Below are 16,171 nucleotides of genomic sequence, written 5' to 3' on the forward strand. Positions count from 1 at the left end.
AGGATACTCTGCTAACTATTTATGAGCTAGCAGAGCAAGGCCACACAATCACATTCGACTAATCAAAATGTATTTTATAAAGAAATTAAGCCACTTGACCTTCTAAAAAGTCTTGTGCAAAACGCTGCAATACACCGCCCGCTTCATATACAGAAACTTCTTCTTCTGTATCTAGGCGGCAAGTTACAGGGACTTCAAGAATTTCTTCTTTACCATCAGCAGTTGAACGCTCAATCACTAAAGTCAAAGTCGAACGCGGTGAGATATTACCAATCACGCTATATAGCTCAGTACCATCTAAACCTAATGTTTTACGATTCACACCTGGTTTAAACTCAAGCGGTAACACGCCCATACCCACTAAGTTAGTACGGTGAATACGCTCAAAACCTTCAGCCACGATTGCTTCAACACCAGCAAGACGAACACCTTTCGCTGCCCAGTCACGGCTTGAACCTTGACCATAATCCGCACCTGCAACAATAATCAACGGTTGCTTACGGTTCATGTAAGTTTCAATCGCTTCCCACATACGCATCACTTCACCTTCAGGCTCGACACGCGCTTTTGAACCTTGTTTAATCGTGCCGTCTGAACGAACCACCATTTCATTAAACAATTTCGGGTTAGCAAATGTTGCACGTTGTGCGGTCAAATGGTCACCACGGTGTGTCGCATATGAGTTGAAGTCTTCTTCAGGTACGCCCATTTTGTGTAGGTATTCACCCGCAGCCGAATCCATCATGATCGCATTTGAAGGCGATAAATGGTCAGTGGTGATGTTATCACCCAAAATTGCAAGCGGACGCATGTTGGTCAACGTACGTGGTGCAGCCAACGCCCCTTCCCAATACGGCGGACGACGGATGTAAGTACTCATTGGACGCCAGTCGTAAAGTGGGCTTTCCGCTTGCTCAACTTCACCGAGGTCAAACATAGGAATGTAGACTTTACGGAATTGTTCAGGCTTCACAGCTTCTTTTACCAGTGCATCAATTTCAGCATCAGATGGCCAAATGTCTTTCAGGTAAATTGGATTACCGTCTTTGTCTGTACCCAGTGCATCTTTTTCGATGTCAAAACGAATCGTTCCTGCAATTGCATACGCTACCACCAACGGCGGAGATGCAAGGAATGCCTGTTTTGCATATGGATGGATACGACCATCGAAGTTACGGTTACCCGAAAGCACCGCAGTCGCATATAGGTCACGATCAATGATTTCTTGTTGAATCACTGGATCAAGCGCACCTGACATACCATTACAGGTCGTACATGCATACGCCACGATACCAAAACCAAGTTTCTCTAGGTCTTTGAGTACGCCAGCTTCTTCAAGATAAAGTGCAGCCGCTTTAGAACCTGGTGCAAATGAAGATTTCACCCAAGGTTTACGCACTAAACCAAGTTCATTGGCTTTACGTGCCAATAGACCTGCTGCCACGGTGTTACGTGGGTTTGAGGTATTGGTACAAGACGTGATCGCAGCAATGATGATCGCACCATCAGGCATTAAACCGTCAGTACGGTTTTCAACCACACCTGCAATACCTTTTTCTTTCAAGTCAGCAGTTGATACACGTGCATGTGGGTTTGATGGCCCTGCAATGTTACGAGTCACGGTTGAAAGATCGAAACGAAGTACGCGTGGGTACTGCGCTTTGGTCATATCCGATGCCCAAAGACCGATTTCTTTGGCGTATTGCTCAACCAATGCCACTTGTGCATCTTCACGACCTGTTAGGCGTAAATAATCAATGGTGTTTTGGTCGATGTAGAACATCGCAGCCGTTGCACCGTATTCAGGAGTCATGTTCGAGATGGTTGCACGGTCACCAATCGACATGGTGTCTGCACCTTCACCGAAGAACTCAAGGTATGCACCAACTACACGTTCTTTACGTAAAAATTCAGTGAGTGCCAATACGATATCCGTCGCTGTGATGCCAGCTTGACGCTGACCGACAAGCTCAACACCGATAATGTCTGGAAGACGCATCCAAGATGCACGACCCAACATCACGTTTTCAGCTTCTAAACCACCTACACCCACTGAGATCACACCAAGTGCATCCGTATGTGGTGTATGGGAGTCTGTCCCTACGCATGTGTCTGGGAACGCTAAGCCATCACGGTTTTGAATCACTGTAGACATTTTCTCCAAGTTGATCTGATGCATGATGCCGTTACCCGCAGGGATCACGTCGACATTTTTAAATGCGGTTTTCGTCCACTCGATAAAGTGGAAACGGTCTTCGTTACGACGATCTTCGATTGCACGGTTTTTTTCAAACGCGTCAGGATCAAAACCGCCATATTCCACTGCCAAAGAGTGATCCACGATCAACTGCGTTGGAACTACTGGGTTCACTTTAGAAGGATCGCCACCTTTGTCAGCAATCGCATCACGTAAACCAGCAAGGTCGACGAGTGCGGTTTGACCTAGGATATCATGACAAACTACACGCGCAGGATACCAAGGAAAATCCATGTCCTGACGGCGTTCAATCAATTGCTTTAAATAATCAGTTAAGTTTTCTGCATCAGCTTTACGTACAAGCTGCTCTGCCAACACTTTAGATGTGTATGGCAAAGTTTCATATGCGCCTGGCTGAATATCTTCAACGGCTTGACGCACGTCATAATATTCGAGCTGGGTACCTGCCAGCGGTTTACGGTATTGATTTGTCATTAACCACGCTCCGCCAATGGTTTAAATTCTAAGTTTTCAGGGCCGGTATAGTTCGCGCTTGGGCGAATGATCTTGCCGTCTTGACGTTGTTCAATCACGTGTGCAGACCAACCCGCTGTACGTGCAATCACGAATAATGGAGTGAACATTGCTGTTGGAACACCCATCAAGTGATAACTCACCGCACTGAACCAGTCAAGGTTCGGGAACATGTTCTTCACTTCTTTCATCACTGCTTCTAAACGCTCAGCGATGAGGTACATTTTGGTGTTCTCTTGAGCCTCAGCCAAGTCATGCGCCACTTTCTTGATCACTTCGTTACGTGGATCTGAGATCGTATAAACTGGGTGTCCAAAGCCGATAATCACTTCTTTCTTCTCTACACGGCTACGAATATCTGCTTCTGCTTCGTCAGCGTTGTCATAACGTTGTTGAATGACGAATGCAACTTCGTTGGCACCACCGTGTTTTGGACCACGCAATGCACCAATACCACCTGTAATTGCTGAATACATGTCTGAACCTGTACCTGCAACAACACGTGACGTGAATGTAGATGCGTTGAACTCATGCTCTGCATACAGAATCAAAGAGGTATGCATTGCTTGAATCCATTGCTCAGATGGTTTTTCACCATGCAACAAATGCAAGAAATGCGCAGCGATTGAGTCATCATCTGTTTCAACTTCGATACGACGACCGTTGTTGCTGAAGTGGTACCAATACAACAACATTGAACCTAAGCTTGCCATCAATTTATCAGCGATGTCTTTTGCACCTGCTTCATTGTGGTCTTCATGTTCAGGCGTTAAACAACCTAAAACTGATACACCTGTACGCATCACGTCCATTGGGTGTGCAGATGGTGGTAACTGCTCAAGTGCAGTTTTCAATGCTGCTGGTAAGCCACGAAGTGCTTTAAGTTTTGCTTTATAGGCTTTCAACTCAGCTTTGTTTGGAAGTTTGCCATGTACAAGCAAGTGCGCAACTTCTTCAAATTCGCTACCTACTGCAAGGTCAAGAATGTCATAACCACGGTAGTGCAAGTCATTACCACTACGACCTACGGTACAAAGTGCTGTGTTACCTGCAACTTGACCACTTAACGCAACTGATTTTTTTGGTTTGAAGCCTGTTGGAGTTTCATTACTGCTCATAAGATTGTCCTTTTTTATATCCTGGGTGAATTTCTTAGCGGTGTCGTACCGAACTCTCATCTGATTTGAGGATAAGCCTTCGGTTGGACTTACTTTTGATGGATCAAAAGTAAGCAAAAATCCTTTGTTGGCCTGACGGTACCTCCTTGCTACCGCAGTCCAACGTGGCGGCATCCATGCCGCCTTCACGATCATTGAGACTTTCATGAAACTGATAAAATACTCTTTTTATCTCCACTAGAAAGTCTTTAATTCGTGAAATCCCTCTCTTTCTGGGAGAGGTTAGAAAAGCTAAACTATTTATTCTTCGCAAAAGTTCCATCAAGATACTGTTCAAACGCATGGTAATTAATACGTTCATACAATTCTTGACGGGTTTGCATGGTGTCAACAACGTTCTTCTGTGTGCCTTCTTGACGCAAAGTCACATACACATTTTCCGCTGCTTTGTTCATCGCACGGAATGCTGAAAGTGGGTACAACGCAATGCTCACATCCGCAGAAGCCAATTCTTCAGTCGTGAATAATGGTGTAGAACCAAACTCAGTAATATTTGCTAATACAGGTACTTTGGTTGCATTTGCAAACTGCTTATACATTGCCAATTCAGTAATCGCTTCAGGGAATAACATATCCGCACCTGCTTCGATATAAGCACCTGCACGATCAATTGCTGCTTGTAAGCCTTCAACTGCAAGTGCATCAGTACGCGCCATAATCACAAAACTTTCATCCGTACGTGCATCCACTGCCGCTTTGATACGATCAACCATTTCTTGTTGGGTCACGATCGCTTTGTTTGGACGGTGGCCACAACGCTTTGCACCCACTTGGTCTTCGATGTGCATTGCTGCTGCACCAAACTTAATCATTGATTTAGTGGTACGTGCAATGTTGAATGCTGAAGCACCAAAACCTGTATCCACATCAACCAATAATGGGAGATCACAAACATCCGTAATACGGCGTACATCCGTCAATACATCATCAAGGTTACTAATCCCTAAATCAGGTAAACCTAACGAACCTGCGGCAACACCACCACCTGACAAATAAATTGCTTTATAGCCCGCACGTTTTGCTAACAATGCATGATTGGCGTTAATCGCACCCACCACTTGTAATGGTTTTTCATTTGCGACCGCGTCGCGGAATAGCTGTCCAGCAGATTTAGCCATGTTGATGTTCTCCTTGGGTTTGCAGCAATGTTTGCTCAACAATTTTGTAGGATGCATTGATATGACGATGCATGAGCATTTCGGCAAGTTCACCGTCACCTTCTGCAATCGCATCTAAAATGCGGATATGTTCGTCCCAAGCTTTGCTCGGACGATCAGGGGTATTTGAAAATTGAATTCGATACATACGAATGAGGTGATACAACTCATCACATAACATTTTTTCTAAGGTTTTATTACCGCTGCTTTTAATAATGCAGTAATGGAAATCATCTTGACCTTCTTGTAGGTAATAGCCCTTACCTGCTTTAAAATTTTCATCTTCAGCATGCATTCGCAGTACATCACGCAATGCCAAAATTTGTTTTTTATCGATATGCTGTGCTGCTAATTTGCAGGCTAAACCCTCAAGTGAAGCACGAATTTGATAGAGTTCTTGAAACTGTTGTAACGACAGTGACACTACGCGTGCGCCCACATGCGCAGTACGCTCCACCAGTTTCTGCCCTTCCAGACGATGAATGGCTTCACGCAATGGACCACGACTGATACCGTAAATCCGCGCCAGTTCAGGTTCAGATATTTTACTGCCCGCAGGAATTTTTCCTAAAACGATCGCCGATTGGATTTGCTTAAATACGTGTTCCGTCAGTGTTCTTCCCTGACTCGTGCTTATATCTTGTGGAACAAGGGTATCTTGCATATTGTCGACAATCTCTACGGTTTTGATGATTTTATAACGAGATAATACAAATAATGCAATAGGATTGTCGACAATAAACAGACCTACTCAGTCAGTCTGAGATTCTCATCATTCTGACCAGATCCATTCACAACCATCAACCAAACCTAATAAAATACAAATAAAACAAATCTTTAGTGTGCATAAATAGGCTTTACACACCTTCTCCAATGTATCTTCCAGCTTATTTGTACGATACATGCTACGACTATGGTATGACAGCTTGATTGTAGACAATCCTTATAATCGAGCACTTTGCTACGAATTTTTGTAAGTAAATACTGCACCAGAAATGTAAATAACAGCGTGCTTCATCATCGCTTTATTGGTACATTATTGGGCATCTGGAGTCATGCTCCACAAGACACATCCATGCACCTTGTTGAATAAAAGGACATTGTTAATGTTTCAACATATCCCACCTTATGCAGGCGATCCAATCCTCTCATTAATGGAACAGTTTAATGCTGATTCACGCGCTGAAAAGGTTAATTTAAGTATTGGTTTGTATTACAACGAGGACAGTATCGTTCCACAGCTCGATACCATTGTCGAAGCTCAAAAACGTATTGCACCTAAAAATACTCAAACCAAACTTTATCTTCCAATGGAAGGTTTCAAACCTTACCGTGATGCGATTCAAGCGTTATTGTTTGGTGCAAATAGCCCTGCAATTCAACAAGGTCGTGTTGCTACCATTCAAACGCTGGGTGGTTCAGGTGCATTAAAAGTGGGTGCAGACTTTTTAAAAACCTATTTCCCAAATTCAGAAGTGTGGGTGAGCCAACCAACATGGGACAACCATGTGGCAATCTTTAACGGTGCTGGCATCAGGAGCAACTTCTACCCATACTTCGATGCAGAAACACGCGGCGTTGATTTTGATGGCATGTTATCAACACTAAAAACTTTGCCTGAACAAAGCATCGTGTTGTTACACCCATGCTGCCACAACCCGACAGGTGCGGATTTAAATCCAGCACAGTGGGATCAAGTGATTGCGGTATTAAAAGAGCGTAACCTCATCCCATTCCTCGACATCGCTTACCAAGGTTTTGGCGATGGTATGGAACAAGATGCTTATGCGATTCGTGCTTTAGACCAAGCAGGTTTGAACTTCATCGTCAGCAACTCATTCTCTAAAATCTTCTCACTTTATGGTGAGCGTGTTGGTGGTTTAACTTTCGTATGTGACGATGCTGAAGCAGCAAAATGCACATTCGGTCAATTAAAAGCAACAGTACGTCGTATCTACTCTAGCCCACCAACAACTGGTGCATGGTTGGTTGATCAAGTATTAAATGACGCTGATCTGAATCAACAATGGCAAGGCGAAGTTAAAGAGATGCGCGAGCGTATTATCAAAATGCGTAGCATCTTAAAAGATGAGTTGAGCAAAGCACTTCCTGACCGTGACTTTAGCTACCTTGTAAACCAAAAAGGTATGTTCAGCTACACAGGTTTGACGGGCGAGCAAGTCGACACTTTACGTGAAGAATATGCAATTTACCTTGTTCGCAGTGGCCGTATCTGCGTTGCAGGTTTAAATATGAATAATATTTATAAAGTTGCAAAAGCAATGGCTGAAGTGCTAGCAAAATCAGCTTAACATCCCCTTGCGGAGCTATAATCGCTCCTCATCTCCCTTTCAAAAGGGAGACTTTATGGATCAAAAAAGGTTGTTTCACGTGAAACAACCTTTTTTATTTTCTAAGCTAAGAGTGGTTGAAATGAGAAACGCTCAACCACCTAAAAATAAGACTTTCTCTTTGCTTAATTCTGTATCAATCAATGTTCAATTACGCTTAGTCTTTGTATACTTCAACACATTGATAAACTACAAACAGCTCTTTTAAATGACTCAACTAACTTGCTTCAAAGCGTATGATATTCGCGGGAAATTAGGTACAGAACTGAACGAAGACATCGCCTATAAAATTGGCCGTGCATACGGACAAATCTATCAACCTAAAAAAGTGGTGATTGGTTGTGACATCCGTCTGAGTAGTGAAGGCTTAAAGCAAGCAACCATTCGTGGTCTGAATGATGCAGGTGTCAATGTTCTCGATTTAGGCATGACGGGTACTGAAGAAGTTTATTTCGGCGCTTTCCATCTTGATGTACAAGGTGGCATTGAAGTGACCGCCAGCCATAATCCGATGGACTACAATGGCATGAAATTGGTTCGTGAAAATGCACGTCCAATCAGTGCAGATACAGGATTAAAAGACATCCAAGCACTCGCTGAATCAGGTGCTTTTATCGAAGTTGAGCAAAAAGGTTCGACTGAAAACTATAATATTCTGCCAGAGTTTATCGATCACTTATTAACCTACATCGATCCTCAAAAAATTAAACCACTCAAGCTGGTGGTGAATGCAGGCAATGGCGCAGCAGGTCATGTGATTGATGCGATTGAGCAGAAATTCCAGCAACTCAATATTCCAGTTGAATTTATCAAAATTCATCATGAAGCAGACGGTACTTTTCCAAATGGTATTCCGAACCCAATCCTCATTGAAAACCGAGACAGCACCCGCGATGCTGTGCTTGCACACCATGCAGATATGGGTATTGCATGGGATGGTGACTTTGACCGTTGCTTCCTATTTGATGAGAAGGGTCAATTCATCGAAGGCTATTACATTGTTGGCTTATTGGCACAAGCCTTCTTGATCAAACAATCAGGAGAGAAAATTGTGCATGACCCACGTCTAGTCTGGAATACCTTTGATATTGTCGATCAATATCAAGGCGTCGCAGTACAATCAAAATCTGGGCATGCCTTTATTAAAGATGTGATGCGTGAACACAATGCAGTTTACGGCGGTGAAATGAGTGCGCACCATTATTTCCGCGACTTTGCTTATTGTGATAGCGGTATGATTCCTTGGTTACTCACCATTGCATTGCTTTCCGAAACAGATCAATCACTCTCAACACTTGTTGAAAATATGATTGCCAAGTTCCCATGTAGCGGAGAAATCAATTTTAAAGTGGCCGACACACAAGCAACGGTTCAAAAGATCTTTGATCATTATGCAGACCAAAATCCACAGATTGATCGTACCGATGGTGTTAGCCTTGATTTTGGTGCATGGCGTTTAAATGTTCGTGCGTCAAATACAGAACCATTACTTCGACTGAATATCGAAAGCCGTGCAGATCGAAATCCACAGCCAATGCAAAGTTATGTGGATGAGCTAACTGCACTGATTCAAAACTAATATTGTAAAATCACACGTTAGTTTGATTTATTAACGTGTGATTCTTTGTTCGCGAAATCAATTTATAGACTTATCCAAGATAATCTTGAGTAGTCCTTGAGTAGATACATCAAATTTGGATATATCATCTTGTTCACGATTTAGGATTGGTAACAGTTGATTGGCAATTTCTTTGCCTTTCTCAACACCCCATTGGTCAAAAGGATTAATATTCCAGAGTACGGATTGCACAAAGACTTTATGTTCATACATTGCAATCAACATCCCTAAACTATAAGGATTTAACTCTTTTAATAGAATTGTTGAACTTGGTTGATTACCTGAATATTGCTTATAAGCAGGTAAATCCTGTAACTCATCAACCGCAAGGGCTTGATTACCAAAAGCCAATAATCTTGATTGTGCCAAACAATTTGATAATGCTAAATGATGCTGTTCAACTAATGCATCTGCATTTTCCACATAGGTAAACTGATTGCCGTTATAGCGTTTTACGGGTGCGATAAAATCACAACTCACCGAATGTGTACCTTGATGTAAAAGTTGATAAAATGCATGTTGTGCATTCGGTCCAACCTCGCCCCACACAATTGGACAAGTTGCAGTATCGACTTTATCTCCATTTCGCTGAATCGACTTTCCATTCGACTCCATTTCTAACTGCTGTAAATACGCCGCAAAATATTTTAAGCGTCCGTCATAAGGCAATACAGCATGGGTCTGAATATCTAGAAAATTGTTATTCCATGCACCTAGCAAGCCCATCAAGACAGGAATATTTTGATGAAATGACGCGTTTTGAAAATGTTGGTCAATCGCATGCGCACCAGCCAACAGTTGCTTAAAACCTGCTACACCAATGGTTAATGCAATTGGCAAACCGATACAAGACCATAGAGAGTAACGACCACCGACCCAATCCCAAAGTTGCAATTGTTTATCAGCTGCAATGCCCCATTCCGTCATTTTTTCAGGCTTAGTTGAAACCCCAATAAAATGATTTTTCAGAATTTTATCATTACTACCTAATGCTTTTTCTAACCATTGACGAACAGTTTGTGCATTGGAAAGCGTATCAATGGTGCCAAACGATTTTGATGAAATAATAAAAAGCGTTGTTTCGGGTCGTAACTGATGTAATAAATCAGATAACTGACTTCCATCCATGGTGGAAACAAAATGTACAGCTAAAGGTTTAACCGTCGAGACTTTAAAATCAGACAGTGCATGAGTCACCATCAATGGACCTAAATCGGATCCACCAACACCGATATTGACCACATCTTGAATCACTTCACCTGTTGCACCGCGATATTGTCCCGCATGAATTTTTTCTACTAAGGCATACATACGATCAAGTTGTGCATGGACTTGTGCTGTGATTTCAGACTGAAACGCTGAATCTCGTGGCAGTCGTAATGCCCAATGCATCGCTGCGCGCTGCTCTGTATAATTAATTTGCTCAGATGAAAATAATGTTTTGATCCAACGCCCTAGGCTTTGTGCATCTGCGAGTTCAACCAACGCTTTTAAGATGTTTTGATCAACACGATGCTTACTAAAATCCAAGACAATTTGATCATGTTCAACCGAGAAGAGGCTAAAACGCGCAGGATCATCTGCAAACAAAGTATTGAGGTGGACATCTTTAAATTGCTTTTGCAAAGAGACTAAACGCTCTAAAACAGAAGCCTGCTCTTGTACAGGAAAAGGCTGTATGTGTTTAATCATAATTAACGCCCCACACCCATATAAGCAAAACCTTGTGCTTTCACATAATGAGGATCATATATATTGCGCCCATCTAAAATCAACGGATGTTCCATCAACTGAATGAGTTGCTTAAAGTCTGGACTCCAGTATTGCTTCCAAGCAGTTAAGACACACAAACCGTGAGCATGATGTACTGCATCATATTGATCATTACAGAGAATTAAATCGGCTCTTTCACCATAAATCATCGCGATTTCATCTAATGCTTGTGGATCATGTAAACGAACCGTTACGCCTTGCGCCCACAATGCTTTTAACATTTGATGTATCGGTGATTGTTGAATACTTGAAGTATTCTCCTTAAATGAAGCCCCCCATATTGCTATGGTTTTGGCTTGTAATTCTCCATGATAATAATTCCACAATTTACGGAACAGAATTTCTTTTTGTTGTTCATTAATATCCCAAACTTGCGCGAGTAATTGACTTTTGACTCCAGTATTTGCAACAGTACTTGCCAACGTCAAAACATCATGAGAAAAATTCTCCCCACCAAAGCCTGCACCAGGATACAAATAGGCAGCACCAATTCGATTATCCGCAGCCATTCCCTGTCTAACCGAAGCGATATCAATACCGAGTTTTTCAGCAACCACCGCTAAATCATTAATATAGCTAATTCGGGTTGCTAACATGCCTGAAATACTGAGTTTGGTAAACTCCGCATCCAAAATTGGCATGAACAAATATTGTTGCTCTAGAGGAAAAAAAGGTCTTAATAACTCTTTGACTTTGCTTTGGGCACGACTGTCTAAGCACCCAACGATTAACTGCTTCGCTTGAGTTAGACTTTGCAAAGCATTACCTTCCTGAATTGTATCAGGTAAATAAACCCAATCATCTTCTGAAAGGATCTGCTGCATTTTCTCAGTGCCATGTAAGCCAAAGGTCGAAGCATTGATCATTAACTTGGGGTGAATAATGGTTCTTTGCTTAAGAGTCTCTAAAAGCTCAAAAACGAAGGCTTCTTGAGTTTGATTAAAGCTGAATAAATATCCATCGATATCTAAAGGAAGATTTTGAAGCGCAGCATATTTTAGAAACCCACTCTTCAACTGTTTTTCTAATAAGCGGCTGACATTTTCATCATGAAATGCATATTGCAAATCATTTTGTTGTTTCTGAGTATCTGAACACCAATACACAAAGTGCCCAGATTCAGATAGAAGTGCAGACATCACCCCAGCATATAAGGTATTGCCAAAAACTGCGATTTTCATAACCGTTAACCCTAAACCTATAGGGCTAACTCGCGAATTAAGCCCTTAAAATCTTCACCCAGTTTTGGATGTTCAATACCATAATGTAATACAGCTTTAAGATAACCAATCTTACTGCCACAATCAAAGGTTTGACCTTTCATACGGTAGGCTTCAACAGGTTCAAGTTGTTGCAGGCTTGCAATAGCATCTGTCAATTGAATCTCATTACCCGCACCACGAGGGGTATTTTCCAACATTGTCATAATTTTGGCAGGTAAGATATAACGACCCACAACCGATAAATTCGAAGGTGCTGTTCCCACTGCGGGTTTCTCAACAATCCCTTGCATAACAATACTCTCACCTTCATTTGGAGAGTTTGCCACATCTACAATACCGTATTGATCGACCAAGTGATCAGGCACTGCTTCGACCATAATTTGCGCAGCTTGCGATTGCTCAAAGCGTTGAATCATGAGCAACAAATCATTTTCTGGCGCAGTATCTTTCACCAACACATCAGGCAGCAAAACAGCAAAAGCGTCATCCCCCACGATATCTTTTGCACAAAGCACAGCATGTCCTAGCCCTAAAGGTTGCGGCTGACGTACACTCACGACGCTGACATGTTTTGGTAGAATATCAGTAATTTCTTTGAGTAAATCGAATTTCTTTTTTTGCTCTAACGTTGTTTCAAGCTCAAAGTTGCGATCGAAATAATTTTCAATCGATGCTTTGGAAGAATGCGTAACCAAAATAATTTGCTCGATTCCCGCCTTTACTGCTTCATTCACAACATATTCAATCGCTGGACGATCTACCACCGTTACCATCTCTTTAGGAATGGATTTACTTGCTGGCAGAAAACGCGTGCCTAAACCTGCAACAGGTAAAATTGCTTTTTTGATCATAACTTTTCTCGAATTAATTCACTCTGACTTCGCCACTACGCTTATAACCGTCCACATAATGTTCCAGCTGGGTCAAAGCCCAGTCCACATCATGATCAATCGCTGTCATTTGGTTGATTCTAGCAAAAATATCTTGGATCTCTTCTAGCGGATAATGCTTTTCAAAAGAACGAAGAATTCGCGTATGTTGGGTGTATTCTGTATTTTCCTGATCAATCAGCAACTCTTCATACAGTTTTTCACCTGGTCTTAAACCACTATAAGCGATTTCAATATCACCCTCTAAAGAACCTGTTTCACGCACTTTTAAACCACTGAGTTTAATCATTTGACGTGCGAGATCTTGGATGCGAACAGGCTCTCCCATATCCAGCAGAAATACATCACCGCCTGAACCTAATGCGCCAGCTTGAATCACCAACTGTGATGCCTCAGGAATGGTCATAAAGTAGCGTGTTACATCTGGATGCGTCACTGTAATTGGACCACCGACAGCGATTTGCTGCTTAAATAATGGCACCACCGAACCCGAAGAACCGAGAACATTACCAAAACGAACGATACTGATTTGCGTATTTGGCTTCGTCTCGGCAACAGCCTGACAATAAAGCTCAGCCATACGTTTAGACGCCCCCATCACATTGGTCGGTCGCACCGCTTTATCTGTTGAAATAAGCACAAAGGTTTCTACACCCTTTTTCACTGCTGCATTCAAACTACTTGCCGTACCAATTGCATTGTTTTTTAAGCCTGCAATTGGGTTACATTCAACTAATGGTACATGTTTATACGCAGCCGCATGATAGACCGTCTGTATGTGATATTGTTCGATAATTCGCTCAAGCTTTTGCTGATCTTGTACCGTTCCTAAAATAGGAACAATCTCGCAGGTTGCGGTGCGTCTTAGCTCTTTATCAATATCGTATAATGCAAACTCAGTGAGTTCATATAACACCAAAAGTTTGGGTTGGTTTTTAATAATTTGACGACATAGTTCTGAGCCAATTGAACCACCAGCACCTGTCACCATCACAACTTTATCTTGAATATTTTTAACCAATAAATGAGCAATTGGTGGTACAGGATCACGTCCTAGTAAGTCAATAATATCGACTTCTTGAATATCTGAAACACGAATTTCACCATCCACCAACTGGGTTAAACCAGGCAGCTCGGTGATTTTAACACGAGCAGATTCAAATTGTTGAATGATCTCAGTTTTGCGTACACGACCAACAGAAGGCAAGGCTAAAAGAATTTCATCGATGCGATCTTTTTCGAAACGTTGTAGTGCCTTTTCTACCGAATAAACCTTTAAACCACCAACAATCTGACCTTGTAATGATGCATAGTCATCAATAAAAAATACGGACAAATGATCATCAGAACGGTTCAATGCAGCTGCAATTTGTTGACCTGCATCCCCTGCACCATAAATTGCAATTCTTTTCCGCCCAAGTTCAGAATAGAAAGAGGCTTTCACCACAAAACGGATAAATGCACGACTCGCCCAAACCCATGCAAACATCATAAAACCGAACATGAATGGAATCGACATAGGCACATAAGCTTCAGTACATGCATTAAGCACATATAAAGCAATCATGGTCAATGCGACAGCAAATGCCAATTTAACAATAAAAACCTCATCAAAGGTTCTTACGATAAATCGGTACACACCTGTAACACCTAAGCTAATCACCGCAATCAAACTGACGAGGAGAATCCCATGATCAATACCAGGAATAACCTGCGCACCTATATCAAACAGGCGAATGGAATAGCACAACCATAAAATGATTGGGAAGACTAAAATGTCTAAAAAAACAAGAAAAAGTTGTTTATATAATCTTGGCGCTGAGGCAAATTGATGAATAATCTTTTTCACAGTGATCTTCTAATCATCCTACATTCAGTTCGATCTTTATACGCACTTCTGATCTCACTCGAAATAACTTTTACATATGATGTACATTATCTTTAAAATAGTAAGATATGCACCTCACATCCTACTATTTTTATGAATTAGTCTGCGATTCTAATTGACCATCAATGTATGTAATTTCTCAATTGCATCTACGGTTTTTTGAACACTCAATTCACTCAAAGTTGGATGAACCAAAAACATTAAACTCGTTTCACCGAGTTGTTGTGCATTTTTCAGACGCTCAACAGGTCGCCAAGCAGTATCATCAAAAGCATGTTCCAAATAAACCTCTGAACATGACCCACTAAAGCACGGCACTTGCTGAGCATTAATTTCTTGCATCACTCGATCACGCGACCAATCTTCAGGTAACGCCTGCTCATTAATTTGGACATAGCATTTATAGTGAGCATGCACATAATCCTCACTTGGACGATGTACTGTAAAATATGGTGAATCATCAAAAGCAGCCCATATCTTTTCTGCATTAATCGTCCGCTGCTGAGTCCACTCAGGCATACGCTGTAACTGAATACGACCAATTACAGCCTGCATTTCCATCATACGCCAATTCGTGCCGAACGAATCATGTAACCATCGGAAACCTGGAGGATGTTGCTTGTTATAAACGCTATCGTAGCTCTTACCGTGATCTTTATAAGACCACATTTTTTTCCAAAGTATTTCATCATTGGTGGTGACCATACCGCCTTCACCGCCTGTCGTCATGATTTTATCTTGGCAGAAAGACCAAGCAGAAATATGTCCGATAGAGCCAGCGGGTTTGCCTTTGTATTGAGCACCATGAGCCTGAGCACAATCTTCAATAACATACAAACCCTTTTCCTCAGCAAGTTGCATAATCGGATCCATGTCACACATCCAACCTGCTAAATGCACGCAGATAATCGCTTTAGTATTAGGTGTTAAAACAGCTTCAATGGTTCGTCGCGAAATATTTTGAGAATCTAACTCAACATCTGCAAATATAGGATTTGCACCAGCTGTGACAATTGAACTAGCTGAAGCAAGAAAAGTTCTAGATGTCACAATCACATCATGTCCAGCACCGATACCTAATGCCTTAAGTGCTACATCCAATGCAACCGTTCCATTCGCTAAAGCTACCGCATATTGAGTACCAGCAAATGTAGCAAACTCTTTTTCAAATTCGCGACACTCCTGCCCCGTCCAATAGTTCACCTTATTTGAAAGTAATACCTTAGATACGGCATCTGCTTCTTGTTGAGTGAAACTTGGCCATGGTTCAAATGCAGTGTTTAACATCTTAATTTACCTTCTCATTGACCATTATCAAAAATGGCATGCTTTTCCGCTATCATTTACTTATATGAAAAAACT

The 16,171-nt window shown here is 41.8% G+C and carries 11 protein-coding genes; 2 read left to right on the forward strand and 9 right to left on the reverse strand.

The window, feature by feature from the left end; all coding sequences use genetic code 11:
- Positions 1-85 precede the first annotated feature (85 nt).
- From acnD to F927_RS13350, 4 genes are all read right to left on the reverse strand, one after another.
- Entirely contained in the window at positions 86-2,692 is a 2,607-nt protein-coding gene (gene acnD, locus F927_RS13330) for a Fe/S-dependent 2-methylisocitrate dehydratase AcnD (protein ID WP_005085812.1), read from the reverse strand.
- The gene (gene prpC, locus F927_RS13335) at positions 2,692-3,849 is read right to left on the reverse strand and encodes a bifunctional 2-methylcitrate synthase/citrate synthase (RefSeq protein ID WP_005085814.1); all 1,158 of its coding nucleotides are present in this window, start codon (positions 3,847-3,849) and stop codon (positions 2,692-2,694) included. Before prpC ends, acnD begins: the two co-directional genes overlap by 1 nt.
- A 296-nt stretch (positions 3,850-4,145) precedes the next feature.
- Complete coding sequence (gene prpB / locus F927_RS13345; protein ID WP_005085816.1) at positions 4,146-5,027, reverse strand: methylisocitrate lyase; 882 nt, start codon at positions 5,025-5,027, stop codon at positions 4,146-4,148.
- Entirely contained in the window at positions 5,020-5,730 is a 711-nt protein-coding gene (locus tag F927_RS13350; RefSeq protein WP_004637419.1) for a GntR family transcriptional regulator, read from the reverse strand. Before F927_RS13350 ends, prpB begins: the two co-directional genes overlap by 8 nt.
- Before the next feature lie 442 nt (positions 5,731-6,172).
- On the opposite strand from F927_RS13350, the gene F927_RS13355 reads away from it, so the two are divergent.
- Together F927_RS13355 and F927_RS13365 are read left to right on the forward strand one after the other, a co-directional pair.
- Positions 6,173-7,378, forward strand: a complete 1,206-nt coding sequence (locus F927_RS13355) for an amino acid aminotransferase (protein ID WP_005085819.1) — start codon at positions 6,173-6,175, stop codon at positions 7,376-7,378.
- 247 nt (positions 7,379-7,625) lie between these two features.
- The gene (locus tag F927_RS13365) at positions 7,626-8,996 is read left to right on the forward strand and encodes a phosphohexomutase domain-containing protein (protein ID WP_005085822.1); all 1,371 of its coding nucleotides are present in this window, start codon (positions 7,626-7,628) and stop codon (positions 8,994-8,996) included.
- Positions 8,997-9,053: 57 nt separating this feature from the next.
- Here F927_RS13365 and pgi read toward each other — a convergent pair whose 3' ends face one another.
- The 5 genes from pgi to F927_RS13390 all read right to left on the reverse strand — a co-directional run bounded on the left by pgi (position 9,054) and on the right by F927_RS13390 (position 16,096).
- Positions 9,054-10,727: a glucose-6-phosphate isomerase gene (gene pgi / locus F927_RS13370; protein ID WP_005085824.1), complete on the reverse strand. Its 1,674-nt coding sequence runs from the start codon at positions 10,725-10,727 to the stop codon at positions 9,054-9,056.
- A gap of 2 nt (positions 10,728-10,729) precedes the next feature.
- On the reverse strand, positions 10,730-11,989 hold the full coding sequence (locus F927_RS13375; protein ID WP_004637413.1) for a nucleotide sugar dehydrogenase: 1,260 nt from the start codon (positions 11,987-11,989) through the stop codon (positions 10,730-10,732).
- Positions 11,990-12,006: 17 nt separating this feature from the next.
- A complete protein-coding gene (gene galU / locus F927_RS13380; protein ID WP_005085826.1) occupies positions 12,007-12,882 on the reverse strand; it encodes a UTP--glucose-1-phosphate uridylyltransferase GalU in 876 nt (291 codons plus the stop codon).
- Positions 12,883-12,895: 13 nt separating this feature from the next.
- Entirely contained in the window at positions 12,896-14,770 is a 1,875-nt protein-coding gene (locus F927_RS13385; protein WP_005085827.1) for a polysaccharide biosynthesis protein, read from the reverse strand.
- 150 nt (positions 14,771-14,920) lie between these two features.
- Positions 14,921-16,096 carry a DegT/DnrJ/EryC1/StrS family aminotransferase gene (locus tag F927_RS13390; RefSeq protein ID WP_005085829.1) on the reverse strand — a complete coding sequence of 392 codons (1,176 nt, stop codon included), beginning with the start codon at positions 16,094-16,096 and terminating at the stop codon, positions 14,921-14,923.
- Positions 16,097-16,171: the final 75 nt, after the last annotated feature.

It is taken from the genome of Acinetobacter haemolyticus CIP 64.3 = MTCC 9819, assembly GCF_000369065.1.
GTDB lineage: Bacteria > Pseudomonadota > Gammaproteobacteria > Pseudomonadales > Moraxellaceae > Acinetobacter > Acinetobacter haemolyticus.